The organism is Actinoalloteichus caeruleus, from assembly GCF_049311605.1.
GTDB classification, from domain to species: domain Bacteria; phylum Actinomycetota; class Actinomycetes; order Mycobacteriales; family Pseudonocardiaceae; genus Actinoalloteichus_B; species Actinoalloteichus_B caeruleus.
In genome coordinates, this window is the sequence record NZ_CP186005.1 from 3,967,756 (window position 1) to 3,991,775 (window position 24,020).

The window sequence follows — 24,020 nt, forward strand, 5'->3', positions numbered from 1 at the left end:
CATGTAGTCTCTTGGCCGCTGATGGTTCGGGAGGCCCGACGACGGGCCGACCGAGGCAAGAGGGAATCCGGTGCGAGTCCGGAACTGCCCCGCAGCGGTGAGTGGGAACGACCGCCGTCCGATGGCGCCCAACCCTGGGGACCGGGTGCCTCGAGAAGCACTGGAGCCCGGCCAGGGCGCCGGGAAGCGACGGCCAGTAGAAGCCGGCCAACGGCGGCCGGAGCGCCCACGAGTCCGAAGACCTGCCGTCAGCACGCGCACCGACACCAGGGGTGCGCTGTCGTTCGGACGGCTTCGAGGGTGGGCCGGGCGGGCAGTCTCGCGGGACGGAACCGTGTCTGGGGCACGGCCGTCCGCGATGCCCGCGCGTCGCGCCCTCCGCAAGTCACCGCAGCCGAGCACGCGAGGAGAGCGTCGTGACCGTACTGGCCAGCCAGTCCCCCACCCCCGCCGCAGAACCCGGCCCCTCGGTCCCTCCCGGTCTCACCGTGCGGGACCCCCAGGGACAGGTGGTGCCACTCGACGCCGACCGCCTCCGGCTGGTGGTCGCCGAGGCCTGCGCCGGTCTCGACGGGGTCAGCGAGCGGGTCGTGGTGGAGGAGACCGTCCGCAACCTCTACCCCGGGATCACCTCGGCCGAGTTCGAGACCGCGCAGATCATGGCCGCCCGGACACTGGTGGAGAACGAGCCGCAGTACTCGCTGGTCAGCGCCCGCCTCCTGCTGGACAAGCTCCGCCGCGAGGCACTGGAGTTCCTGTTCGGACCCGGCCAGCAGGCCAGCCAGTCCGAAATGGCCGAACGCTACGCCGAGACCTTCGCCGCCTTCGTCCACCGGGGGATCGAGCACGAGCTGCTCGCCCCGGAACTGGCCGAGTTCGACCTGGACCGCCTCGGGCGCGCGCTGCGCCCCGAGCGTGACCTCGACTTCCAGTTCCTGGGTCTCCAGACCCTCTACGACCGCTACCTCCAGCACCACCGCGGCGTTCGCTTCGAGCTGCCGCAGGCCTTCTTCATGCGCGTCGCGATGGGGCTGGCGCTGCGGGAGGACGACCGCGAGGGCAAGGCGATCCAGTTCTACGAGCTGCTGTCGTCCTTCGACTTCATGTGCTCCACGCCCACGCTGTTCAACTCCGGCACCACCCGCCCGCAGCTGTCCTCCTGCTTCCTGACGACGGTGGCCGACGACCTCAGCGGGATCTTCCACGGCATCCGCAACAACGCGCTGCTGTCGAAGTACGCCGGCGGGCTCGGCAACGACTGGACCCCGGTCCGGGGGATGGGCGCCCACATCAAGGGCACCAACGGCCAGTCCCAGGGCGTCGTCCCCTTCCTGAAGATCGCCAACGACACCGCCGTCGCCGTCAACCAGGGCGGCAAGCGCAAGGGCGCGGTCTGCGCCTACCTGGAGACCTGGCACATCGACATCGAGGAGTTCCTCGACCTCCGCAAGAACACCGGTGACGACCGCCGCCGCACCCACGACATGAACACCGCGAACTGGGTGCCGGACCTGTTCATGCGCCGGGTGGCCGCCAACGAGCAGTGGACGCTGTTCTCCCCGGACGAGGTCGCCGACCTCCACGAGCTCTCCGGCCCCGCCTTCGAGGAGCGTTACCTGGCCTACGAGGCGGCCGCCGACAACGGCGAGATCCAGGTGTACCGCCGCATCCGCGCCGTCGACCTGTGGCGGCGGATGCTCACGATGCTCTTCGAGACCGGGCACCCGTGGATCACCTTCAAGGACCCCTGCAACCTGCGCTCGCCGCAGCAGCACGTGGGCGTGGTGCACTCCTCGAACCTGTGCACCGAGATCACGCTGAACACCTCCGCAGAGGAGGTCGCGGTCTGCAACCTGGGATCGGTCAACCTGGCCAACCACATCCGGCCGGACGGCGACGGCGTCCCCCGGGTCGACCAGGCCCGCCTGGAGCGCACCGTGCGCACCGCCGTGCGGATGCTCGACAACGTCATCGACGTGAACTTCTACACCATCCCCGAGGCCCGGACCTCCAACCTGCGGCACCGGCCGGTCGGGCTGGGCCTGATGGGCTTCCAGGACGCGCTGTTCACGCTGCGGCTGCCGATGTCGTCCCAGGCCGCCGTCGAGTTCGCCGACGAGACGATGGAGGCGATCAGCTACTACGCGATCTCCGCGTCCAGCGACCTCGCGGAGGAGCGCGGCAGCTACGAGTCCTTCGAGGGCTCGCTGTGGAGCCGGGGCATCCTGCCGATCGACTCCCTGGAACTGGTCGCCCAGGCCCGGGGCGGCGAGAACTTCGAGGTCGACCGCACCACCCGGCTGGACTGGGACACCCTGCGCGAGCGGGTGCGGACCAAGGGGATGCGCAACTCCAACGTGATGGCCATCGCCCCCACCGCGACGATCTCCAACATCTGCGGCGTCGGCCAGTCCATCGAGCCGCTGTACCGCAACCTGTTCGTCAAGTCCAACATGTCCGGTGACTTCACCGTGGTCAACCCGCACCTGGTCCACGACCTCAAGGAGCGGGGGCTGTGGGACGAGGACATGATCAGCGATCTCAAGCGCTACGACGGCAGCCTCGGCCAGATCGACCGGGTGCCCGCCGACCTCAAGGCGCTCTACGCGACCGCCTTCGAGGTGGACCCGTCCTGGCTGGTGCTGGCCGCCTCCCGCCGGCAGAAGTGGATCGACCAGGCCCAGTCGCTGAACCTGTACCTCGACGCCCCCAGCGGCCGCAAGCTGGACGCCCTGTACCGGCTGGCCTGGCGCAGCGGCCTGAAGACCACCTACTACCTGCGGTCCCGCGCGGCCACCGCGGTGGAGAAGAGCACCCTGCGCGGCACGGACGGCAAGCTCAACGCGGTGTCGCCGAACCTGCCCTCGGCCTCGGCCGCCCCGGCCGCCGCCCCCGCGCCGGCCGCTCCCGCGAAGCCCCAGGACGCCGACGGCGCGGCGTGCTCCGTGGAGGACCAGGAGTGCGAGGCCTGCCAGTGACGACTGGCGGGTGGGGCCGCCGTACCGACATCGCCGGCGGCCCCGCTCCAGCGCCCACCGCGCTCCCCCACCGAACTCTGGAAAGGACCAGGACGTGACCAACACCGAATCGCCCTCGACCGACACCACCGGTCTCGGTGAGATCGTCCGCGACGCCGAGCGCGTCAGCGTCGACGACAAGGCGATGATCAACGCCCGCGCCGACGTCAACCAGCTGCTGCCGCTGAAGTACCACTGGGCGTGGGAGAAGTACCTGGCCGGCTGCAACAACCACTGGATGCCCACCGAGGTGTCCATGCAGGCCGACATCGCGCTGTGGAAGTCGCCGAACGGCCTCACCGACGACGAGCGCCGCCTCATCAAGCGCAACCTCGGCTTCTTCGCCACCTCCGAGTCGCTGGTGGCCAACAACATCGTGCTGGCCGTCTACCGGCACCTCACCAACCCGGAGTGCCGGCAGTACCTGCTTCGCCAGGCCTTCGAGGAGGCGGTGCACACCCACACCTTCCAGTACATCTGCGAGAGCCTCGGCCTCGACGAGGGCGAGTTGTTCAACATGTACCGCGAGGTGCCCTCGATCACCGACAAGGCCGCCTGGGCGCTGAACTACACGCAGAACCTGGAGGACCCGGAGTTCCGCACCGGGACCCACGAGGCCGACCAGGCCTTCCTGCGGGACCTCGTCGCGTTCTACGTGATCTTCGAGGGCATGTGGTTCTACACCGGCTTCGCGCAGATCCTCTCGCTGGGCCGCCAGCACAAGATGATCGGCATCGCCGAGCAGTACCAGTACATCCTGCGCGACGAGTCGATCCACCTGAACTTCGGCATCGACGCGATCAACCAGATCAAGATCGAGAACCCGCACCTGTGGAGCGAGGAGTTCCAGGAGGAGGTGCGCGGGATGCTGCGGGAGGCCTGCGACCTGGAGGTCGCCTACGGCCGCGACACCATGCCCCGGGGCATCCTCGGCATCAACGCCGAGTCCTGCGAGCAGTACATGCACTTCATCACCAACCGCCGCTGCGCCCAGCTGGGCCTGGAGCCGGTGTTCCCGGAGACGGACAACCCGTTCCCGTGGATGTCGGAGATGATGGACCTGACGAAGGAGAAGAACTTCTTCGAGACCCGGGTCACCGAGTACCAGAGCGGCGCCGCCCTCGACTGGGACTGATCGCCCGCCGGGTCGAGGACCCCGGCCCCTGACGGGGCGCGCGGCACGACCGGCGGCCTGGCTGCCCGCGAGGGCGAATCCCCGGACCCGACGCACGGGTCCGGGGATTCGTCATGTCGGGGCCGATCAGCCCCCAGCGGGGATGATGTCGCGAGCGGGCGTCACCAGTCCGGCCAGTCGATCTCCACGCCGATGCACTGCTCCCGCATGGCGACCGAGGTCCCGGTCAGCGCGTAGTACGCCCGACCGTCCGCGTCCTCGTAGTCGATCCTGATCCGCTCGGTCGCCGCCCTCGGCCCCTCACTCCGCAACCCCACGGCGAACCACCACTCCTCCCCCGGCCCCAGCACCGCACCCGGCGCCACCACCCGATCAGGCCACCCCTCCCCAGCTTTGTCGGGAGGAGGCGGGTACGGGACGGTGTTGTACGGCTGCTCCCGGGGGACGAACACCCCTTCCACGAGGCTCATGTCCACCGGCCGCACCAACTCGACGCCGGTCACGGTCAGGCTCGTGGTCCCGTCGTTCACGACGGGCCCCACGCTGCTGGTCCCCGTCGGCCCCGCGTGCAGCGGCATGCAGTCCCGCGCGTACGGCTCGGCATCCGCGTTACCCCCCACCAGCAACGGACCGTCGCGGGTAGGTCCGCCGGAACACCCAGCGATGGCGAGCAGGACCGCCAGGAGGGCGGCGCACCCCCGCGCCCTCACGGGTACATCTGGACGACCAGCGTCCCCGGCCCGGTCGCGGACGCGGGATGCGCTCTTGTGCCGCACACCGCTCGACCCGCGAACCGGAACGGCCGACTCCCCGACACCACCTGAGCTCGATCGCGCACGCTGCTCCGCCCTCACCAGTCCGGCCAGTCGATCTCCACGCCGATGCACTGCTCCCGCATGGCGACCGAGGTCCCGGTCAGCGCGTAGTACGCCCGACCGTCCGCGTCCTCGTAGTCGATCCTGATCCGCTCGGTCGCCGCCCTCGGCCCCTCACTCCGCAACCCCACGGCGAACCACCACTCCTCCCCCGGCCCCAGCACCGCACCCGGCGCCACCACCCGATCAGGCCACCCCTCCCCAGCTTTGTCGGGAGGAGGCGGGTACGGGACGGTGTTGTACGGCTGCTCCCGGGGGACGAACACCCCTTCCACGAGGCTCATGTCCACCGGCCGCACCAACTCGACGCCGGTCACGGTCAGGCTCGTGGTCCCGTCGTTCACGACGGGCCCCACGCTGCTGGTCCCCGTCGGCCCCGCGTGCAGCGGCATGCAGTCCCGCGCGTACGGCTCGGCATCCGCGTTACCCCCCACCAGCAACGGACCGTCGCGGGTAGGTCCGCCGGAACACCCAGCGATGGCGAGCAGGACCGCCAGGAGGGCGGCGCACCCCCGCGCCCTCACGGGTACATCTGGACGACGAGCGTCCCCGGCCCGGTCGCGGACGCGGGATGCGCTCTTGTGCCGCACACCGCTCGACCCGCTGAGACAAACTCGAATCTAGTTTTGGTGGTGGTTGTGTAACCGGTACGCGATGAGAGGTCGATACCAATCAGCGAGGCCACTTTGGCCCCTGTTGCCCAAGTGGTGGCCTTGGTTTTGCTCTGGTCGTGGAAAAATGTCGGTGCGTACGGAGCGCATCGCGATCGGGGCTGGTTCGGAGGAATGTGCGCACTCGCTGACCGCGATCGCCCTCCCGCGTTCCCGCCGTAGGCGAGCGGTTGCACCGTCGAGGTACTCCGGGTGCCCGAACAGTTCCACCGTGTGTACCGAGCATAGGGGCGCTGGGTGTCGAAGAACTGGTACGTGTACCGGCCGTGCCGGCCGAACCCGATCGTCGTGTCGGAGGCCCGGTTCACCGTGCCACTGGCGCTGTAGGAACCGTTGTTACTGGCGACTCCCACCCCCAACTCGGCATTCGCGCCGCTGAGGTGTTGGAGCTCTCCCCACACGCCGGTCACCTTGATGAACAGTGCTCCCACATTCGTCCACCGCACGCCAAGGTTGACGTACTGCGCGTGCACCAGACCGTCATCGTCGGCGGGAACGTCCGACCGAGCCACGCTGCCCGCAGGCTCCAACGTCAGGTCCAGTTCGCTGGGCAGGGACGGCTCCACCACCTCGTCCCCAGCGGCCCGGGACGAGAAGGTCCCGCCCAATGCCTCCTCGGGGGCAACCGTGCCCTGGTAGCTCGCCTGCCCCTCGGGAGCCTGGACGTCCAGGCTCACCTCCACCAGACCATCTTCCGACTCGAACCTCCCCAGATCAACGCTGGGATCAACCCGGAGCTCGTAGTGTCCGTCGGAGTCCGTCGACGTCCGCGCGATGGGAGTCAGGGTGAATGTGTCACCGTCCTCGAGCGAAGCCAGCTCTCGGCCAGCGGGCCAGGCGAGCAGCCGAACGACCACACCACCGGAGGGCATCTCACCACCTTCCTTGACAACACGCCCCGACATCAGCACTGGAGTGTTCACGTGAGCGGACTCGGCGATTCGCGTAACCGGTTCGTCAGAACACATCAGCTCAGGAGGAGCAAGGCCAACAGTCGGTTGCGCCGCGTGCGCTACCCCCAGGGGGGCAGCAGGGCCAACATGAGGCCAATCACCGCCCCGCCCACTCCAAGTCGATGTCCCGTCTTTGTCAATCGCATCTTTTCGCCTACCTTATCCTCTGGGTCCGCCGATCCGGACAACGCGATAAGTGCACGCAGCTGATTACTGCGGGCACCCACCTGAACACTATCGGCCAGCAGTCGCCGCGAACACCCGAACGAGGCGAATTTCTGAGATCACTGTCACGTCGGACTCCGAACAGAGGAGAGTCTTCGTCCCCTTTCTGGCGTCATGTCCGTTGCTTGTTTCTTTCCTACCAACATAAAGGAATTGACGTCTCCGCCGAACGATTCTCCGCCACTTCGGTCAGCCGACCGGGACTGCGGGTACCACGACTCCAGGTGAGCTGGGTCCGCGCCCGGCACTTCGCACTCACCAGTCCGGCCAGTCGATCTCCACGCCGATGCACTGCTCCCGCATGGCGACCGAGGTCCCGGTCAGCGCGTAGTACGCCCGACCGTCCGCGTCCTCGTAGTCGATCCTGATCCGCTCGGTCGCCGCCGCCGGCCCCTCACTCCGCAACCCCACGGCGAACCACCACTCCTCCCCCGGCCCCAGCACCGCCCCCGGCGCCACCACCCGATCAGGCCACCCCTCCCCAGCATCGTCCGGAGGAGGCGGGTAGGCGGCTCCGTTCACCGACCCCTCCTCGGGGACGAACACCGCCTCGACCAGACCCATCTCCACGGGATTGACCAACGACACCCCGGTGACGGTGACCGGACCGCTGCCCTCGTTGGTGACCGGTCCGGCGTTGGTCGTCGACGTGCGCGTCCGCTCGTCCGGAGGCAGGCAGTCCCGCGCGTGCGGCTCGGCATCGACGCCACCCCCCGCCAGCAACGGACCGTGGCCGGTGGGAGTGCCCGGCCAGTCGGCCGCGACGAGGGAACTCGCCGCAACCACGACGGCGAGAACCGCCCAGCCCGGCCGTCGTCCGCCCCGCCTTCGGTCCCGCCGCCCGCGCGGTGGCCCCACCGCTCCACGCGCTCCGGGCGGCACCGACGCCCCCCGCGACCCGGGTTCCTCGTTCTCGGACACGTCTCCCCCTGCCGCGCCGTCGACGGCGCACCGGTCGACGCTACTGACCGGAGCCCGCCGGGGACACGGCCGAACGGCGGCCACCGGCACCGCCGTTCCGGCTCCGTGCCCGGCCCCGGGGGCCGCCCACGCCTCGGGACCGGGCTTGGCGGCGGATACCGGGTCGCGCCTCAGCGGGGGGAGACGATCCGCAGTGCGCGGAGGCGGCCCAGCGCGGCGGCCACCTCGAAGCGGCGCGGGACGGCGAAGTCACCCAGGTGCCGCGGGCCCAGCTCCGCCGGGCCGCCGGCGAGCAGCTCCCGCTCCACGAGCAGCAGCGCCTCCGCCACGGTGCGCGACCCGTCGAGGAAGCCCCGGCGCACGGCCGCGTCGAGCGCGAGACCGACCCCGACGAGCTGGGCCGGGTCCACGAACTGCTCGACGGAGCGCAGGTCGATCTCGTCCTCGCCGAAGACCAGCGCGTCGAGGCCGCGTGCCTTCAACCGGCGTTTGCCCCTGGCCTCCGGGTTCACCGAGGCCGGGTCCACGACGCGGGCCCCGGGCAGCGGGAACCCGGTGGCCTCCTGGCGCCGGCCGGTGCTCAGATGGGCCAGTTCCCTGGCCCGCCCGGTCACCTCGTGGGGCCGGTAGGCGTCCATCATCACCACGTGGTCGGCCACGTCGAGGTAGTCGCCCGACCCGCCCATCACCAGCATGGTCGACACCCCGTGCTCCCGGTGCAACGGCCGCACGAGGTCGATGAAGGGCGTCAACGGTTCCTTGTCCTTGGCGACCAACGCCTGCATCCGGGCGTCCCGGATCATGATGTTGGTGGCGGCGGTGTCCTCGTCGATGAGCAGTGCTCCGGCGCCCGCCTCCAGCGCCTCCACCGTGGCCGCTGCCTGGGAGGTGGACCCGGAGGCGTTGTCGGTGCTGAAGTCGTTGGTCGGGGCTCCGGTGGGCAGGTGGGCGACGAAGGCGCTGACGTCGAGGCGGCGCACGGATCGGCCGTCCTCGGCCCGCACCTTGACGGTGTCCGCGCGGGCGACGACGAGCTCCCGACCGTCGCCGGGCAGGTGGTCGTACACGCCGCGCTCGACCGCCCGGAGCAGCGTCGACTTGCCGTGGTAGCCGCCGCCGACCACGACGGTGATGCCGCTGGGCACGCCGAGCCCGGTCACCTCGCCCCTGTTGGGCAGGGTGACGGTGCGGGACAGCTCGGGCGGGGCCTGGAAGGGCACCGCGTCGGCGAGTGGTCGGTCGTCGACGCCGCTGCGCCGGGGCAGCACCGCGCCGTCGGCGACGAAGGCGACCAGCCCGAGTTCGGGCAGGCGGTCCCGGAGCCAGACGGCGTCCTCCACGGTCTCGACCGCGCGCAGCACCTCGTCGTGGGGCAGCGCGGACCACCGCAGGGTCTCCAGGGCGGCGGGGAGCCGGCGGCAGAGCGCGTCCCTGGCGCCGTGCCCGTCGATCCGGCGGCCGTGGCCGGGCAGGTCGACCGCGAGGCGGAGCACGAGTTCGCCGTCGACGACCTGGCCGGCACTGCGGTCGAGGACCTCCTGCCCCCCGGCGTCGACGTGCAGGGGCGTGCCCCGCACCCCGTCCCGCAGGTGGCGGAGGAGGAGGGTGGCCAGCGCGCGGGAGCGGGCGGGGCCGCGCCAGCTCTCCTCGGGGTAGTGGGTCTCCGAGGCGGGGACTCGCACCAGCAGCCGGCTGGGCGGCGCGTAGGGGTCGGACTGCGCCCGCACCAGCGTCAGCCGGAACCACCCGAAGTCCCACTCCCCCTCGGCGGCCCGGTAGCGGCCGTATCCGCTGCCGTGACTCTCCGCCAGGAGGTCCGCCAGCTCGTGCGAGGTTCCCCTCGGACCGCCCGACCCCGGGGTGGGAGGCGGACCACCCCGGGACGGTCCCGACGAACCGGTCGGGCCGCCTCCGCCACCCGGTCGGGACCAGCGTCCTCGACCGGGTGGTCCCTGGCGGCGGCGTCCATCTCCCGTAGCGCGTTCCCTGCTCATCGCGCATGTCCTACCACAGCGGCGGCGAGCTGTCCCTCCTGGCGGGTCCCGAGCACTCCGGGCTCCTTCGAGATCATTTCGTGATTGAGTGGTGAATCGTCGCACCGGGACCCGGAAGCGCGCCGACGTCGAACGGTGTGAATTGCGAGTGAAAGTTACCGAGAGCAGTCGGAGACACGATCTTCCTCCCCGTTCCGGAAATTTCACGAAAACCGACGCAACCTCGCCACCCCCTCGCACGTCCTCCCTTGTTGAGGCGCGTCCCGGGCGCCCTCGACCGTCGTCGGGATGACATCGCCCACTCGGCGGGGGTGCGGTTCGTCACCAGCGACAGCCAGGGCCACCAGCGGTGATGTACGAAGGAAGGACGAAAGGGGTTCCCGAGGGAGACGAATTCCACACTGCTACTGTTCTGAGCCATGCCACTCAGGACTGCGTCCGCACTCGGCAGGAAAGCGACATTGCGAACCAGACTCCGCGACGCCATCTATTCGCGTTACGCGAAACGTCTGTCCGGTCAACTCGCGGGCCGGCCGCGCCCTCGGCACATCGGTTTCGTGGTGGACGGGAACCGGCGGTGGGCGAAATCGGTCGGTCTGAGCACCGTCGACGGGCACCGCGCGGGGGCCGAGAAGATCAAGACCCTTCTGCGGTGGTGTGACGAGCAGGGGATCCGGCACGTCACGCTCTACCTGCTCTCGACGGAGAACCTCAACCGGGGACCGGAGGAGCTGAAGCCGCTGATGGAGATCATCGAGGGCGTGGTGAACGACCTCGCGGCCGACGGCAACCCGTGGCCGGTGGAGATCATCGGCACCCTCGACATGCTGCCCGGTGACATGGCCCGAAACCTGAAGACGGCGGCCGCCCGCACCCAGGGCCGGCGAGCGGGTGCCCAGGTCAACGCCGCGATCGGGTACGGCGGCCGCCAGGAGATCGTGGACGCCGTGCGCTCCCTGATGCTGGAGCACGCCGCCACCGGCCGGGGGATGCGCGAACTCGCCGAGGAGGTCAACCCGGCCCTGATCTCCGAGCACCTCTACACGCAGGCCCAGCCGGACCCGGAGATCATCATCCGAACCTCCGGCGAACAGCGGATCTCCGGTTTCCTGCTCTGGCAGTCCGCCGAGGCCGACCTGCACTTCGCCGACTGCTACTGGCCCGCGCTGCGCTACGTCGACTTCCTGCGCGCGCTGCGGTCCTTCGCCGACCGCCGTCAGGTCGCCGGTCGCTTCCCCTCCCTCGGCTCCATCCACTGAGGCGTCACCCCCTCACGCGGCGGCCGAGTTCCGCCGCCCGCCGTCGCGGCCACGCCCTCCCGCCGCCCCGCGCCCCGTCCGGCGGCGTCCGCACGAGGTCTCCTGGCGTACCGACCAGGAACCGCCAGGCGATCACCAGCCCTCGCACCGCCCGGTCACGCCCGCCGGTGCGGCCGTTGGCGAGGGACGTCGGGGCGGCGCCACGGATGCCCCGGTTGTGCCCGGCCCGCAGGACGCGGTTGGGTGCGCCCGGGGCACCGCTGCCCAGCCCTGGCTAGAACGGCGTCCAGTTCCGCATGTCGTAGCCGTGGAACGCCCCGCCCCGACGAACCCCGTCGACGACGGGCCCGTAGGACCAGTCGACGTCCCAGGGGATCGTCTCGAACGGCGCCCCGGACGTGGTTCCGTCCGACCGGACCACGACCGTCTCCTCCTGGTCGTCCACGACCGCCTCGATGACCAGTTCCCACCGGCACCAGCAGGTGCGGGACACGACGAACAGTTCGAAGCCGTGCTGCTCGTGTTCCGCCAGGTCGAGGGTGTACCTGTCCAGGTAGGGGGCGAGTGGCCGCAGGTCGGGCGGGGTGCCGGGGGCGGGGTGAACCGTGTGGAGGCGGAGGTCCGAGGAGTCGAGGTCGACCAGGACGGGGTGGACGTCGTTGGCCCCCTGCCCGACCGTCGCCAGCAGGGTTCCGGCGGGCGGCTCCGCTCGATCCACCACCCGCACCTCCAGCCCTCGGACCAGCACGGGGTCCCTGCGCTGCCCGACCAGGGTGATGTGGTGCTTGGACACGGGGACCCAGTCCCCGTCCACCTTCGCCTCGTCGAGGCGGAGACCACCCAGCCGCCGCATCGCCTCGTCCGCGTCCCCGCTCTCCTCGGGGGTGCCGCCCACCTTCCTGCTCAGCAGCTCACCGGCCTGGGCGAGTTCATCCGCGTCGAGGGCGTCCTCGAAAGCCCAGCTCCAGTCGTCCGGGCCGAGCTGGCGCACCTCGACGGCCAGCGGCGGCCGGGCTGACTCCGCCTGTTCCTCGGCCTCCTCGACGGCGCGCTGCGCGGCGACCTCCTGTTCGCCGGCCTGGCGCAGCGCCAGCCACGACGCGTACTGCTCGGTCACCACCGCCAGCACGAGGGGCACCACGACCACGGTCGCCACTCCCACGACCCACCCGGCTCGAACGCGCCGACGAGGCCCTGGCTTGCCGTGCCGCCAACCCGCCAGTTTCAAGCGTCGTCGCACCGCGCACCCCCATCAGCTGGACGATGGTGCCACCAGGTCAGACGCTAGCGAGGGGGGTTCCCCGGTGGGGACTTTCCCGCGAGTTCGTCCGGAAACCCCCCGAACGGCGGCGAGCCGTACGCCGGCTGGCGGCTGGCGGGTCCGGAGCGCGGCGCTCCCCGCACGACGGCGGGGCGGAGCCCCCGAGCCCCGCCCCGCCGCACCGGCCGTCCCGGCCCGTCACTCGGTCGGCGCCGCCCCCTCGGTGGTGGCTTCGCCGCCCGACTCCCCACGGTCGCGCCGCCGCTCGGCGCGACTCGCGATCCGCTCCCGACCGTTCTCCACGATCGTGTAGAGCGCGGGGACCAGGGCCAGCGTCAGCAGCGTCGACGTGACCAGTCCGCCGATGACCACCAGGGCCAACGGCCGCGAGATGAAGCCGCCGTCGCCGGTGATGCCGAGGGCCATCGGCACCAGGGCGAAGATGGTGGCCGCTGCCGTCATGAGGATCGGCCGGAGTCGGCGGCGGCCGCCCTCCATCACGGCCTCCCGAACGCCCATCCCCCGGTCGCGGTACTGGTTGATGAGGTCGATCAGGACGATCGCGTTCGTGACCACGATGCCGATCAGCATCAGCATGCCGATCAGGGCCGGCACGCCGAGCGCGGTGCCGGTGACCAACAGGAGGCCGACGGCACCCGTGGCGGCGAAGGGCACCGATACGAGCAGGATGAGCGGTTGCACCAGGCTCCGGAAGGTGCCGACCATGATGATGAAGACGATCGCCACCGCCAGGAGCAGGGCCAGTTGGAGGTCGGCGAAGGCGTCGTCCTGATCGGCCGTCACCCCGCCGAGTGAGTAGGAGGCGCCGGCCGGGAGGTCGATGCCGTCGAGGGCCCGGCTCAGTTCGGCGCTGGTGGCGCCGATGTTCTGCGAGGTCGCGGTGGCCGTCACGGTGGCGCTCCTGGCGCCGTCGATCCGCTTGAGCTGCACCGGTCCCTCGATCTCGGAGACCTCCGCGACCTCGGCCAACCGCACCGGGCCGGCCGGCGTCGGCAACGCCAGCTCACGAACCTCCTCGGGAGTGGCGGGGGCCTCGACGGTGCGCAGGACGACGTCCCGGCGTTCCTCGCCGATGGTCAGCTCCCCGACCGGGGCGCCCCGGAAGGTCTGCGCGACCAGCTGCCCGATCGCGCCCTCCGACAGGCCGAGCGCGGCGGCGGCCTCGCGGTCCACCGCGACCCGGACCCTCGGGACGGACTCGCTCAGGTCGCTGGTGACGTCGGTGACGTCGTCGACGCCCTCCACCGTCTCCCGGACGAGGTCCGAGGCGGTGAGGAGGTCGTCCTGGTTGGACGCCTGGACGTTCACCTGGAGCTGGCTGGTGTTGAAACCACCACCACCGGCACCGACCGTGATCTCCCCGACGTCGCCGAGCCCGGCGACCCGGTCCCGGACCGTGCCCTCCACCTCGGTGGCGTCGGCGTCCTCGTCGAGGGTGAGCGAGAAGCTGGCCGCGTCGGAGCCGCCACCGCCGAACAGGGCGGCCATGCCAGTACCCCCGCCCACGGTGACCTGGTAGGTGCTGATCTCCGGGATGTCAGCGAGGACCTCCTCGACCTGCCGGGCGGCGGCGTCCGTGGCCTCCAGGCTGGTTCCCGCCGGCATCTCCTGCTGGAGGCTGAGCGTGTTCTGGCCGGACGCGTCGAGGAAGTTCGTCTCCAGTCTGGGGACCATCGCGACGGTGCCGACGAGGACCAGGGCGGCGATCCCGGCGGTGACCCACCGCCGGATCGTGACGAACCGCAGGACCGGCAGGTAGACCCGCTGCAACCACGACCGACGTTCCCGTTCGGCCGCGGCGGCCTCGATCTCGTCCCGGGCCTCGTCGTCCTCCTCGGTACCGCCCTCACCCCGGTCGCCGACCTCGGACCGCAGGAACCAGTACGCCAGGACCGGGATGATGGTCAGCGCCACGAGCAGGGAACCCAGCAGCGCGACCGCGCTGGTGAAGGCGAAGGCGCTGAACAGTTCGCCGACGATCCCACCGGCGAAGGCGATGGGCAGGAAGACGGCGACGGTGGTCAGGGTGGACGCGGTGATCGCGCCGGCGACCTCGCGGACGCCGTCGAGCACGGCGCGTCGTCGGTCCGCCGTGTAGGAGAGATGTCGTTTGATGTTCTCCAGGACGACGATCGAGTCGTCCACGACCCGGCCGACCGAGATGGTCAGGGCTCCCAGCGTGAGCATGTTCAGGGAGAGACCGCCGGCCCACATGGAGAGGAGCGCGACCACCAGCGACAGCGGGATGGACACCGCCGTGACGATGGTGGAGCGGAAGGAGAACAGGAACAGCAGGATGACGAGGATCGCGAAGACGAGTCCCAACGCGCCCTCGGTGGTGAGCCCCTCGATGGACCGCTCGACGAAGGGCGCCTGGTCGAAGACGACGGTCAGTTCGGTGCCCTCGCCCAGCGCCCGCTCCAGTTCGGGGAGCAGGTCCTGCACGGCCCGGGAGACCTCGACCGTGTTGCCCTCCGGGGTCAGGGTGACGGTGATCCCGAGGCTGTCCGAGCCGTTGGTGCGGGTCAGGGAGGTGGCGGCGTCCTCGGTCTCGGTGATCTCGGCGACGTCCCCCAGCCGCACCGGCGTTCCGGCCCCCGGGGCGTCCTGACCGGGGGTGAGGGGCAGCTCGGCCAGCTCCTCGACGGAGGTCAGCCGCTCACCCGTCTGCACCGTGAGGCTCCGGTCGCCGTCGGTGACCGCGCCGGCGGGGAACGGTGTCCCGTTGGCCTGGAGCGCGTCGGAGATGGCGGTGGGGGCGAGCCCCGCCCTGCCCAGTGCGGCCTGGTCCGGTGTGATGGTGACGGTGGTCGTCCGCGCCCCGCTGACGCTGGCCTCGCGGACCCCGCTGACGGACTCGATGTCGGGCACGACGACGGTGTCCAACCGCTCGGCGAGCCACTCGGAGTCGTTGTCGGAGGTCGCGGCCAACACCAGGGCTGGCAGCATGTCGGTGCTCCCGGCGACGACCGTGGGGTCGACGTCCTCGGGCAACTGGAGGCGGTTGACCGCGCGCTGCATCTCGTTGACGGCGTCGCCGATCGAGGTGCCGAAGTCGAACTGGACCTGGATGGTGGCCAGGTTCTCCGTCGACACCGAGGTCAGTTCCGACACGCCCTGCGTGCCCCTGACGGCCGTCTCGATGGGCCGCGTCACCTGGTCCTCGACGAGGTCGGGTGAGGCGCCGGGGTACGGCGCGATCACGGCCGCAGCCGGTAACTCCATCGGCGGCAGGAGTTCCTGCTTCAGCGATGGGACGGCGAAGGCCCCGGCCACCGCCGCGACGACCGCGATCAGTGCGACCAGGGCACGGTTGGCCAGACTCAGCTTGGCCAGCTTCATGAACGACTCCCCACCAAGGTTCGTTAGCCTCGGCCAAACATTCTGCCTGAGGCTAACGATTCACCCGATCGGGGTCCGCTGCTAGCGTCTGCCGTTGCCCGGCGGACCGCCGGTGCGAGCGGATCGAGGAGAACCGGTGGCTGCGGAGAGAGAACTCCTGCTCGACCGGGTGGTGGACGCCCTACGTGACATCCAGCAGACCTTCGGCGTCGTGGAATCGCCGTTGCTCCAGGTCAACCTGACGATGCAGCAGCTCCGGACGCTGGTCTTCCTGGTCGTCCGACGGGGCTGTTCGAGCCAGGAGCTGAGCCGGCTGCTCCGGGTCAGCTCCGCCACGGTGACCGGCCTGGTCGACCGGTTGGAGACGCAGGGTCTGGTCGTTCGTCGCCCGGACCGCGACGACCGCCGCGTTCGACACGTGCTGCCCACGTCCGACGGTGACGCGCTGGTCGCCGAACTCCAGGACAGCGGCACGGCGTCCCTGCGGACGCTCCTGGTGGACCTGGGGGAAGGGGACCTGCGGGACCTGGCCCGGGTCCTGCTGCGGCTGCGCGAGCTGGCCTTCGCCCGGGTCGGGCGCGAGGAGGTCGCGGCGGCGGGAGCCGCCGACGAGGAGGCGGACACGCCTCACGACCGGCGGTGACCGCCGTGGTGCGGATCGTGGGGCGGCCAGGCGTCACCGCGGGGCCGCCCCACCGGCTCACGTCTGCTGGTCGAGCAGCGCGAACGCCATCTCCCCGTCCTCGTCCGGCTGCACGTCGAGGACCTTGTCCCTGAGGTAGTCCACGGCGCCCGGCGACAGGAAGACCCGCGCCCCGGGCCCGGAGCCCACCACCTGGTCCTCCTGGTCGGGTTCACTGCACAGCGAGACCGCGAGAGCGGCGCCCTCCTCGTTCTCGGAGTCCACGTCGAAGCGCAGACCGCTGGTGTCTGGCTGTCCTTCGGCGTTCCTGAGATCGTTGATCGCCTCGGCTGCGGCGTCGGTGACGGCGAGCATCCTGCGTTCCTCCCGGATCGACGGCGGGCTGTCTCCGTACCGCCGCCACCGTAGTCCAGACGGATGCGGCGCGCGTTCCGGCACGTCGCCGGGCCCGCGGCGAGGCAATCGCCCGACGTCGACCACGGCCGCCTCGTCGAGACGTGGCTCCCGGGTCCGGGGCGGGCGGGCGCCGAGCCCTGGGGCCTCGCGGCGGCCGGTACCCGCACGACGACCAGGGCGACCGGCTCGTGGGCCGACTCACCGCCGTGGCCTGGTGCGACGCCTGAGCGCGGACGCGGGGTGGGTCGGACAGCGGCACGCCCGGCCGTTCCAGGCGCGCGTGTTCGGGCTGGCACCGCGGGCCGCCCCTCGGCCCATCCCGCCCCCGGCGTTCGCGTCCTCCCGAGGACCCACCGCCATCGCACGGCTCCCCGTCCCGGAGGCATCGGACGGCGACGGGGTCGCGCTCCATACCCGCCCCCGCCACGACGCCACCCGCCAGGGCCGCTCACCGGTCGGGCGGCCGTGGACCGGACGTCGCGCCGTCTACCGAGCGCTCCCCTCCACCACGTCCCGTGGCACGCCCCGCCGAGTGGGAGGGACCGGCGGCAGGGCGTCCTCCAGCTGGTCGACGACCTTGCCCACCATCACCCACCCCTCGCCCAGCTCGGCCCGCCCCGGCAGGCTCCCCGACGACAGCGTTTGCCCGCCGGGGTGGGTCCGTTCACCCAGGCACCCGAGGATGGTGCCCGCGTCCAGGTCCAGCCAGCCCTGGTGCCGGCAGGCCGAGACCAACATGGTCAGGTCGTGGTCCCCGACGGGCACGTGCGGTGGTGGGACGCCGAGGTCGGGCAACGCACCCCGGTCGTCCAAAACGACCTGCAACAGCGCGGCCAACAGCCGGCGGAGACCGACCAGGGCCAGTTCGGTCGCTCCGACGCTCTCGCAGAGCTGGACCTCCCGGAACCGCCGCCGCAGCAGCGCCGAGGCGTCCCGATCACCGGTGAGGCCCGCCATCCGCTCCCCCAGCGGGTCGGAGAGGGCCTGGAGCACCGAGGGCCCGGGGCACTCGGCCGCCCCCGGCAGCCCCCGCGCCGCCACCGTCGTGGGCGCCGGCTCCAACACGCGGTCGATCATCGACCGCAGTTCCGCCGCCGCGAGCAGGACGGCCCGTTGCTGACGCGGCGAACACGGGGTGCCGGCCTCGCCGGCGGTGTTCCACCGCCCCTCGTCCGCCCCGCGCCCCTGCCCCGCGCGATCGATGTCCGACGACCGCGCCTTCTCGACCGGTTCCCGTGCCGTCATCAGCCTCAGTCCTCCGAGCTCGCGTCCGTCGCGGCGGATCCGATCCTCCGCCATTCTCCGACCTTCGCCGCCACGTCGCGTCCGCCGTCCGGGCAGGTCCCCCGGGCGAACGGGTGGCGGTGGCCCCGCGTCCCGCACCCGGGACGAACGGGTGGGCCCCGCCTCACGAGGGGGCGGCAGCGGACATCGGGTCCGCGCCGCCTGACCGCGAACCGGTGTCGCGCGACGCCAGGGCGCACCCGAGGCTCACGAGCGCGACGCACACCAGGTACGCGCCCACCGCCCCACTCCCGATCGACGCCTGGAGCCGCACCGCGATCAGCGGGGTGAGAGCACCACCGAGGACGCCACCCAGGCTGTAGGCGAGCGCGGCTCCGGTGTAGCGGTGCGTCGCGTCGAACAGCTCGGGCAGGTGGGCGCCCATCGGGCCGTACCCCAGTCCCATCGCCAGCAACGCGCCGACCAACGCGAGCGCGACGAGGGTCGGGTCGGCCGTGTCGAAGAGCGGGAAGAACACCAGGGCCCACCCGGCGCTCACCACGCAGGCGCAGACCAGGACGGGCCTCCGCCCCCAGCGGTCCGACGCCAGGGCGGCGAGGGCCGTCATGATCGCCAGACCCGCCACCGCCGCCATCGTCAACGCCAGGAGGAGCCCCCGGTCCATCCCGAGGACCGAGGTCCCGTAGCTGAGGCAGTACGCCGTGGCGAGGTAGAACAGCGTGTACTGCACCACCATCACCCCCGCCCCCAGCAGGAGCTGGCGCGGTTGCCCCCGCAACAGCGCCCCCAGCGGGGACCTCCGCGCGGGAACGGCCGCGCGCCGGAACGTCGGCGGCTCGGGGATGCGGAGCCGGACGTACAGTCCGACCAGGACCAGGACCGCGCTGACCAGGAACGGGACCCGCCATCCCCACGTCACGAAGGCGGAGGGGGCCAGGACGCCATCCAGCACGAGGAAGGCGGAGTTGGCGAGGAGGAAACCCGCCGGCGGCCCCAGCTGGGTGAACAGGGCGTACCGCCCGCGCCGTCCGGGCGGGGCGTGTTCGGTCGCCAGCAGGGCGGCACCGCCCCACTCGCCGCCCACTCCCAGCCCCTGGACGAAGCGGAGGAGGACCAGCAGTGCCGGCGCCACCACGCCCAGCTCGGTGTAGCCGGGGAGCAGACCGATGGCCAGCGTCGCTGCTCCCATCACCACCAGCGACGCCACGAGGGTGTTCCGGCGCCCAAGCCGGTCCCCGAGGTGTCCGAACAGGACAGCGCCCAGTGGACGGGCGAGGAACGCCACCGCGAAGGTCGAGAAGGACGCCAACGTGCCGGCGACCGGATCGAGGGCGGGGAAGAACACCTGGTCCAGCACCAGGGCGGCGGCGAGGCCGTACGCGTAGAAGTCGAAGAACTCGAGGGCGGTGCCCACGAAACTGGCGGCGGCCAGCCTGGCGGCGGGCGGGCGGCCGGCGCCGGGATGAGCGCCCGCGCCCCCGGTGGTGGTCTCCGCGATGTTCATCTCGCCACGACGTTATCCAGCGGGGGACCACCGCTTCCATCCGCGAACGGGTCAACCTGCCGCTCGAACGAGCGAAGATGGGCCGGAACGCGCCCCTCGAGGGGACCGGGGCAGGCCCGACCTGCTCGGCTCGCTGGCGTGGCGCCGCCCGTACGGGCGGACGCGGTCCGGGAGGTGACCCCGCGCGCTCGGTCCGGGCCGGGTGGGCGGTGTGAGGGCCGCACCGCCCGTCGACGAGGGGCGCGCCCTCGTGCCGCCGGCCTTAGCCGGTCTCCCGCCGGGGTTCGTCCAGGAAGGGCCAGGGGGCGTCCGAGGTCAGCGCGGGCAGGACCTCCTCGGTGGCGTCGGGTCGGCGCAACACGACCTGTCCGCCGTTGACCTGGACGTGATGCATCCGGCTGCCGTAGGAGACGAGGCGGCGCAAGGCCTCGCTGTAGGTCACCTGCTCTCGCTCGGCGAACCGCACGATGGCGGCCACGGTGGTGGGGTGCATCGTCAGACTGCTGTGGCTGTCACTCACGTCGGGGTCGCTTTCCGTGCCGGGGATCAGGGGCTGGTGCTGGCCAGAGCTGATCGGTAGCCGACAAGCCCCGATAGTGGTGGTGGGCGACACACTAGTGGGCAATCGCCCAGGCAGCACCTCGTGACGAACGGGACCTGATCATCGTGCTACCGATGGGGAGGGGACCTTACTCCGTGCCCCGCGCCCTGCCCGTTCAGGGGAACGGAGGGCCCCGCTGGTGCCCACTCCCCAGCCGGACCGGCGCACCCCGGCGTGCGGCGCCTCGTGTCACGCTCCCGGCAGTTCGAGGAGCGACTGGCCGGTTCCGACCGCGTGCCGCCCGACCCTCCGCAGTCCCGCCCACATCGACACCTGGTTCGCGGTGATCACGGGTTTCCCCAGCTTCCGCTCCAGGGGAGCGATCAGGTCGTAGGTGCGCACGTTCGTGCAACTGACGAAGACCGCCTCCGCCTTCGCGCCGTCCACGTCGAGGACGGCCCGCTCCACCTCGGCGTAGGTGAGGTCCCAGATCCGGTGGACCAGGCCCAGGCCCGTGCTGCCGACCACGCTGACGCCGTGCTCGGCGAGGAACCGGTGCAGCCGCTCGGTCACCTCGTCGATGTAGGGGGTCACGACCGCGACACGTCGCGCACCCAGCGCGGCCAGCGCCTCGGCGAGGGCTCCCGAGGAGGTGACGGCGCTGGGAGCACCCGCCTCCCGCATGGTGGCCCGGAGCTCCCGTTCCCCCGCCCTGCCGTTGACGAAGCTCGCCGACGCGCAGGCGTAGACGAGTGCCTCGGGTTCGGGCACGAGCACGTCCCGCACCGCACCCCGGAGCGGTGACGGCCGGGTGAGCGCGGACGCGAGTTCGTTCGTGACCGGCATCGGCACGTAGGGCAGTCTCGTGAGGTAGAGGGACACCTCGGGCGGGGCCCAACGCCACAGCTCGCGGTCGAGCGCGAAGTCGAAGGGAGCGATGACCCCGACGCCGGCCGCCGGCGGTGACGCGGGCGCCGGTGGTGCCCACTCCGGCCAGCGCTCCCCCGCCTCCGCCGGGTGCTCGGGGGCCTCCCGCCGCGCGGCACCGTCTCCGCCGCCCGTGCTCTCCCCTGGCGCGAGGGCGACCTGGGCGGGGAGGGTCGTCGCTGGCGGTCGCGGCGGTTCCGGCGCGGCGGTCCGGTGGTCGGGGGGCCGTCCCACCCGCTGCCCTGGCTGTGCGCGCTCCTCGGGAGCCAGGACCTCGGCGGCCTCGGTGGTTCCGGGGGGTGCGGGCAGCGCGGCGGCGAGCCCCACGAGCGCGCGGCAACGCGCGAACTCCACCGGGGTGAACGCGATCCCGGGGCGGGTCAGGACGAACACTCCCCCGGTGGGCGCCCGGAGGCACATCCGGGTCCCGGAAACGGTGTCCGGGGCGCAGCCAGCCGGGGCCGTCGCCGAGTGGTGGGGTTCGCCGGTGGCGGCGAGGCGGGCGAGAGCGGCGGGGAGCGTTCCCCGGTCCGCCAGCAGACCCGTCGCCACGGTGAGCACCCGGGTGGTGGTGTCCGCGAGGTCGTGGACGTCGGCGACCGCGAGGTGGGTCCCCCCGCCCCCAGCCCGCGTGACGGCCTCGGCGAGTTCGGTCTCCGTCACCTGGTCGGGCACGGTCGCCAGGAACTCGTCCACGGCACCTCCGACCTCCGGGTGCACCTGCATCGAACGGATGTTCACCTCGAGTTGGGCGAGATGGGCGGTCAGGAGGGCGAGGCCGCCGGGAGCGTCGTCGACGCGGGTCCGGATGCGCCAGAGGCGACCGGCCGGCGCGAGGGGACCGTCCTCGACCGGGCACGTCCCGCCGGGCACGTCCTCGACCACCGGGTTCGACTCGACGCCGCCGGGCCCGGCGGCGGGGGCACCGGCCGGCGCGGAACCCGTGACGTCCGCCCTGCGGTGCGTCCACCAGCGGTGGACGAGTGCCGCGACGACGAGGAGAACACCGAAGGCGACGAGCAGGCCGGCGCCGAACTCCAGGTGACCGACTCCGGTGGCCAGCAGGTGGACGGCGCCCGCGGCGAGGAACAGGGCCGCCAGCTCCACCACTTCCGCCACCCAGCCCCGCCAGCTCCCGGTCGGGCCGTGCGCCCGGTGGCAGGGGCCGGCCACACCGCTCACGCCGTCGCCCGACACCGGACCCGTGGTCGATTCGCTCATGGCGCCAGCGTGGGCGCGCTTTGTTGCGCCACGGGTGTGCCGCCGTGACGCGGCCGTGACGGGCTCTGTCCAACCGGGTGATCCTGGCGCGAGGAGGCACGTTTTGGCACCACGACCGCCGGGAAGCCGACAGGCACAGCGGGGGCGGTGGGCACGGCACCGCTCCGCACCGAGATCGGAGGAGGGACAGTGGCAGCCGAGTTGACAGGGCAGAAGATCGCGTTCCTGGTGGCGCCGGAAGGCGTGGAACAGGTGGAACTCACCGAACCGTGGGAGGCCGTGCGGTCGGCTGGGGGTCAGCCCGAACTGGTGTCGACCCAGCAGGGCACCATCCAGGGCTTCAACCACCTGGACAAGGCGGACACGTTCCCGGTCGACCGGGTGGTCGACGACGTGAGCAGCGCCGACTACGACGCCCTGGTCCTGCCCGGCGGGGTCGCCAATCCCGACTTCCTGCGGACCCATGCCGGGGCCGTCGCCTTCACCAGGCAGTTCTTCTCGGAGGGCAAGCCGGTGGGCGCGATCTGCCACGCACCCTGGACGCTGATCGAGGCCGACGTCGTGCGTGGTCGAACGGTGACGTCCTGGCCGAGCCTCCAGACCGACCTGCGCAATGCCGGTGCCACCTGGGTGGACCAGGAGGTGGTCACCGACCAGGGTCTGGTCACCAGCCGGAAGCCCGACGACCTCCCCGCGTTCTCGGCGAAGATCGTGGAGGAGTTCGCCGAGGGCAGGCACGAGGGTCAGCGACGGAGCGTCTGACCCGAACCGCCGTCGGGACCGGGGGCACGGAGCGCCACGCCCGTCCCGGTTCCGGCGCTCGGCGCCGCGCGGCGGCGCCGAAAGGAGGCCCGAGCGATGTCGGTGAGCATCTCGGGAGAGGGCACCTCGGAAGATGTGTGGCGCGGGTGGGCCGCGCCACGGGAGTGGCCGGAACTGGACCTCGAGGCGGCGGGCGTCGCGCTCACACCGGTGGTGGTGGCCCCGCACCCCGACGACGAGGTGTTCGGGGTGGGTGGCGTGATGACGGTGCTGGGCGGTGCGCAGGTCGTGGCCGTCACCGACGGCGACGCGGCACACCCCGGGGCTGGGGCCTACTCCCCGGCGCAACTCGCGATCATGCGGCGATTCGAGAGCGCGCAGGCCCTGCGGAGGCTGGGGCTGCGGGACAGCGCGGTGCGCACCCTGGGGCAGCTGGACGGCGCGGTGGACGAGAAGAGCCTGACCAAGGAACTGGAGGGCCTGCTCCGTCCCGGGCAGTGGTGCTTCGCCACCTGGCGGGGGGATGGTCACCCGGACCACGAGGCCGTCGGCCGCGCGAGCGCGGAGGCCTGTGAACGCACCGGGGCGCGCCTGTGGGAGTACCCGATCTGGATGTGGCACTGGGCCAGCCCCGACGACCCGCGCGTCCCGTGGCACCGGGCACGGCGGATCACGCTCCGCACCGGGGTGGTGGAGGCCAAGCGGCACGCGGCCGCCGCCTACGAGAGCCAGCTGAGACCCCTCGATCCGGGCGCAGCCGCCCCGGCGCTCGCCCCCACGATGGTCGAACGCCTGCTGCGGAACTACGAGGTCGTCTTCGGGTGAACGGGCGGGTCGTGCGCCGGAGGAGCCCGGGTGCTCGACCGTGCGCGCGGGGCCTGACCGTTCGTGTGCCGGAGCGGCGAGCGGGAGGGGTGGGGCCGGGCGCTGGTAGCTGGTAGCTGGTGGGAGCCTCGGCAGTCGTGAGGAACGGCGCTCACCGTGACGGGACGGAAACGGGCCGCACCCGCCATTCGGCGGTCCATCCCTGCCATTCGGGGGTTCGCCCGTTTATTCGGTCGCGGTGGACGGATGAAACACGCACGGCGCGTGACTGGATTTCCACCC

General features: G+C 71.8%; 18 protein-coding genes and 1 riboswitch. Of the genes, 6 read left to right on the top strand and 12 right to left on the bottom strand.

Going from position 1 to position 24,020, the window contains the following annotated elements:
* Positions 1-5: 5 nt before the first annotated feature.
* A riboswitch (cobalamin riboswitch) is annotated at positions 6-264 on the top strand.
* Positions 265-425: 161 nt separating this feature from the next.
* Together ACOJVX_RS15880 and ACOJVX_RS15885 are read left to right on the top strand one after the other, a co-directional pair.
* The gene (locus ACOJVX_RS15880) at positions 426-2,978 is read left to right on the top strand and encodes a ribonucleoside-diphosphate reductase subunit alpha (RefSeq protein ID WP_245588793.1); all 2,553 of its coding nucleotides are present in this window, start codon (positions 426-428) and stop codon (positions 2,976-2,978) included.
* Between the two features lie 94 nt (positions 2,979-3,072).
* Positions 3,073-4,152, top strand: coding sequence for a ribonucleotide-diphosphate reductase subunit beta (locus tag ACOJVX_RS15885; RefSeq protein WP_016700898.1), 1,080 nt, complete (start codon positions 3,073-3,075; stop codon positions 4,150-4,152).
* Between the two features lie 161 nt (positions 4,153-4,313).
* On the opposite strand, the gene ACOJVX_RS15890 is transcribed toward ACOJVX_RS15885, so the two are convergent.
* The 5 genes from ACOJVX_RS15890 to ACOJVX_RS15910 all read right to left on the bottom strand — a co-directional run bounded on the left by ACOJVX_RS15890 (position 4,314) and on the right by ACOJVX_RS15910 (position 9,791).
* Complete coding sequence (locus ACOJVX_RS15890) at positions 4,314-4,772, bottom strand: hypothetical protein (RefSeq protein WP_422646885.1); 459 nt, start codon at positions 4,770-4,772, stop codon at positions 4,314-4,316.
* Between the two features lie 230 nt (positions 4,773-5,002).
* Positions 5,003-5,461: a hypothetical protein gene (locus ACOJVX_RS15895; protein ID WP_422646885.1), complete on the bottom strand. Its 459-nt coding sequence runs from the start codon at positions 5,459-5,461 to the stop codon at positions 5,003-5,005.
* A gap of 86 nt (positions 5,462-5,547) precedes the next feature.
* Positions 5,548-6,621: a hypothetical protein gene (locus tag ACOJVX_RS15900; RefSeq protein WP_422646886.1), complete on the bottom strand. Its 1,074-nt coding sequence runs from the start codon at positions 6,619-6,621 to the stop codon at positions 5,548-5,550.
* Between the two features lie 510 nt (positions 6,622-7,131).
* On the bottom strand, positions 7,132-7,662 hold the full coding sequence (locus tag ACOJVX_RS15905) for a hypothetical protein (RefSeq protein WP_422646887.1): 531 nt from the start codon (positions 7,660-7,662) through the stop codon (positions 7,132-7,134).
* A gap of 305 nt (positions 7,663-7,967) precedes the next feature.
* The gene (locus ACOJVX_RS15910) at positions 7,968-9,791 is read right to left on the bottom strand and encodes a P-loop domain-containing protein (RefSeq protein WP_051313931.1); all 1,824 of its coding nucleotides are present in this window, start codon (positions 9,789-9,791) and stop codon (positions 7,968-7,970) included.
* A 419-nt stretch (positions 9,792-10,210) separates the two neighbouring features.
* Here ACOJVX_RS15910 and ACOJVX_RS15915 point away from each other — a divergent pair, with 419 nt between their 5' ends.
* Positions 10,211-11,050: an isoprenyl transferase gene (locus ACOJVX_RS15915; protein ID WP_422646888.1), complete on the top strand. Its 840-nt coding sequence runs from the start codon at positions 10,211-10,213 to the stop codon at positions 11,048-11,050.
* 274 nt (positions 11,051-11,324) lie between these two features.
* On the opposite strand, the gene ACOJVX_RS15920 is transcribed toward ACOJVX_RS15915, so the two are convergent.
* Positions 11,325-12,206, bottom strand: a complete 882-nt coding sequence (locus ACOJVX_RS15920) for a hypothetical protein (RefSeq protein ID WP_051313929.1) — start codon at positions 12,204-12,206, stop codon at positions 11,325-11,327.
* Positions 12,207-12,509: 303 nt separating this feature from the next.
* The gene (locus tag ACOJVX_RS15925) at positions 12,510-15,674 is read right to left on the bottom strand and encodes an efflux RND transporter permease subunit (RefSeq protein ID WP_418155932.1); all 3,165 of its coding nucleotides are present in this window, start codon (positions 15,672-15,674) and stop codon (positions 12,510-12,512) included.
* A gap of 136 nt (positions 15,675-15,810) precedes the next feature.
* On the opposite strand from ACOJVX_RS15925, the gene ACOJVX_RS15930 reads away from it, so the two are divergent.
* The gene (locus tag ACOJVX_RS15930; protein WP_051313927.1) at positions 15,811-16,317 is read left to right on the top strand and encodes a MarR family winged helix-turn-helix transcriptional regulator; all 507 of its coding nucleotides are present in this window, start codon (positions 15,811-15,813) and stop codon (positions 16,315-16,317) included.
* A gap of 57 nt (positions 16,318-16,374) precedes the next feature.
* Here ACOJVX_RS15930 and ACOJVX_RS15935 read toward each other — a convergent pair whose 3' ends face one another.
* From ACOJVX_RS15935 to ACOJVX_RS15955, 5 genes are all read right to left on the bottom strand, one after another.
* Complete coding sequence (locus ACOJVX_RS15935; protein WP_026418733.1) at positions 16,375-16,671, bottom strand: iron-sulfur cluster biosynthesis protein; 297 nt, start codon at positions 16,669-16,671, stop codon at positions 16,375-16,377.
* Between the two features lie 528 nt (positions 16,672-17,199).
* Positions 17,200-17,958, bottom strand: coding sequence for a hypothetical protein (locus tag ACOJVX_RS15940; protein ID WP_155886119.1), 759 nt, complete (start codon positions 17,956-17,958; stop codon positions 17,200-17,202).
* A 163-nt stretch (positions 17,959-18,121) separates the two neighbouring features.
* Positions 18,122-19,462, bottom strand: coding sequence for an MFS transporter (locus ACOJVX_RS15945; protein WP_422646889.1), 1,341 nt, complete (start codon positions 19,460-19,462; stop codon positions 18,122-18,124).
* Positions 19,463-19,724: 262 nt separating this feature from the next.
* Positions 19,725-19,982: a hypothetical protein gene (locus tag ACOJVX_RS15950; protein WP_026418730.1), complete on the bottom strand. Its 258-nt coding sequence runs from the start codon at positions 19,980-19,982 to the stop codon at positions 19,725-19,727.
* A gap of 270 nt (positions 19,983-20,252) precedes the next feature.
* Entirely contained in the window at positions 20,253-22,151 is a 1,899-nt protein-coding gene (locus tag ACOJVX_RS15955; protein ID WP_155886118.1) for a hypothetical protein, read from the bottom strand.
* 189 nt (positions 22,152-22,340) lie between these two features.
* Here ACOJVX_RS15955 and ACOJVX_RS15960 point away from each other — a divergent pair, with 189 nt between their 5' ends.
* Together ACOJVX_RS15960 and ACOJVX_RS15965 are read left to right on the top strand one after the other, a co-directional pair.
* Complete coding sequence (locus ACOJVX_RS15960) at positions 22,341-22,913, top strand: type 1 glutamine amidotransferase domain-containing protein (RefSeq protein ID WP_030105600.1); 573 nt, start codon at positions 22,341-22,343, stop codon at positions 22,911-22,913.
* A 96-nt stretch (positions 22,914-23,009) separates the two neighbouring features.
* The gene (locus ACOJVX_RS15965; protein WP_026418728.1) at positions 23,010-23,738 is read left to right on the top strand and encodes a PIG-L deacetylase family protein; all 729 of its coding nucleotides are present in this window, start codon (positions 23,010-23,012) and stop codon (positions 23,736-23,738) included.
* Positions 23,739-24,020 lie beyond the last annotated feature (282 nt).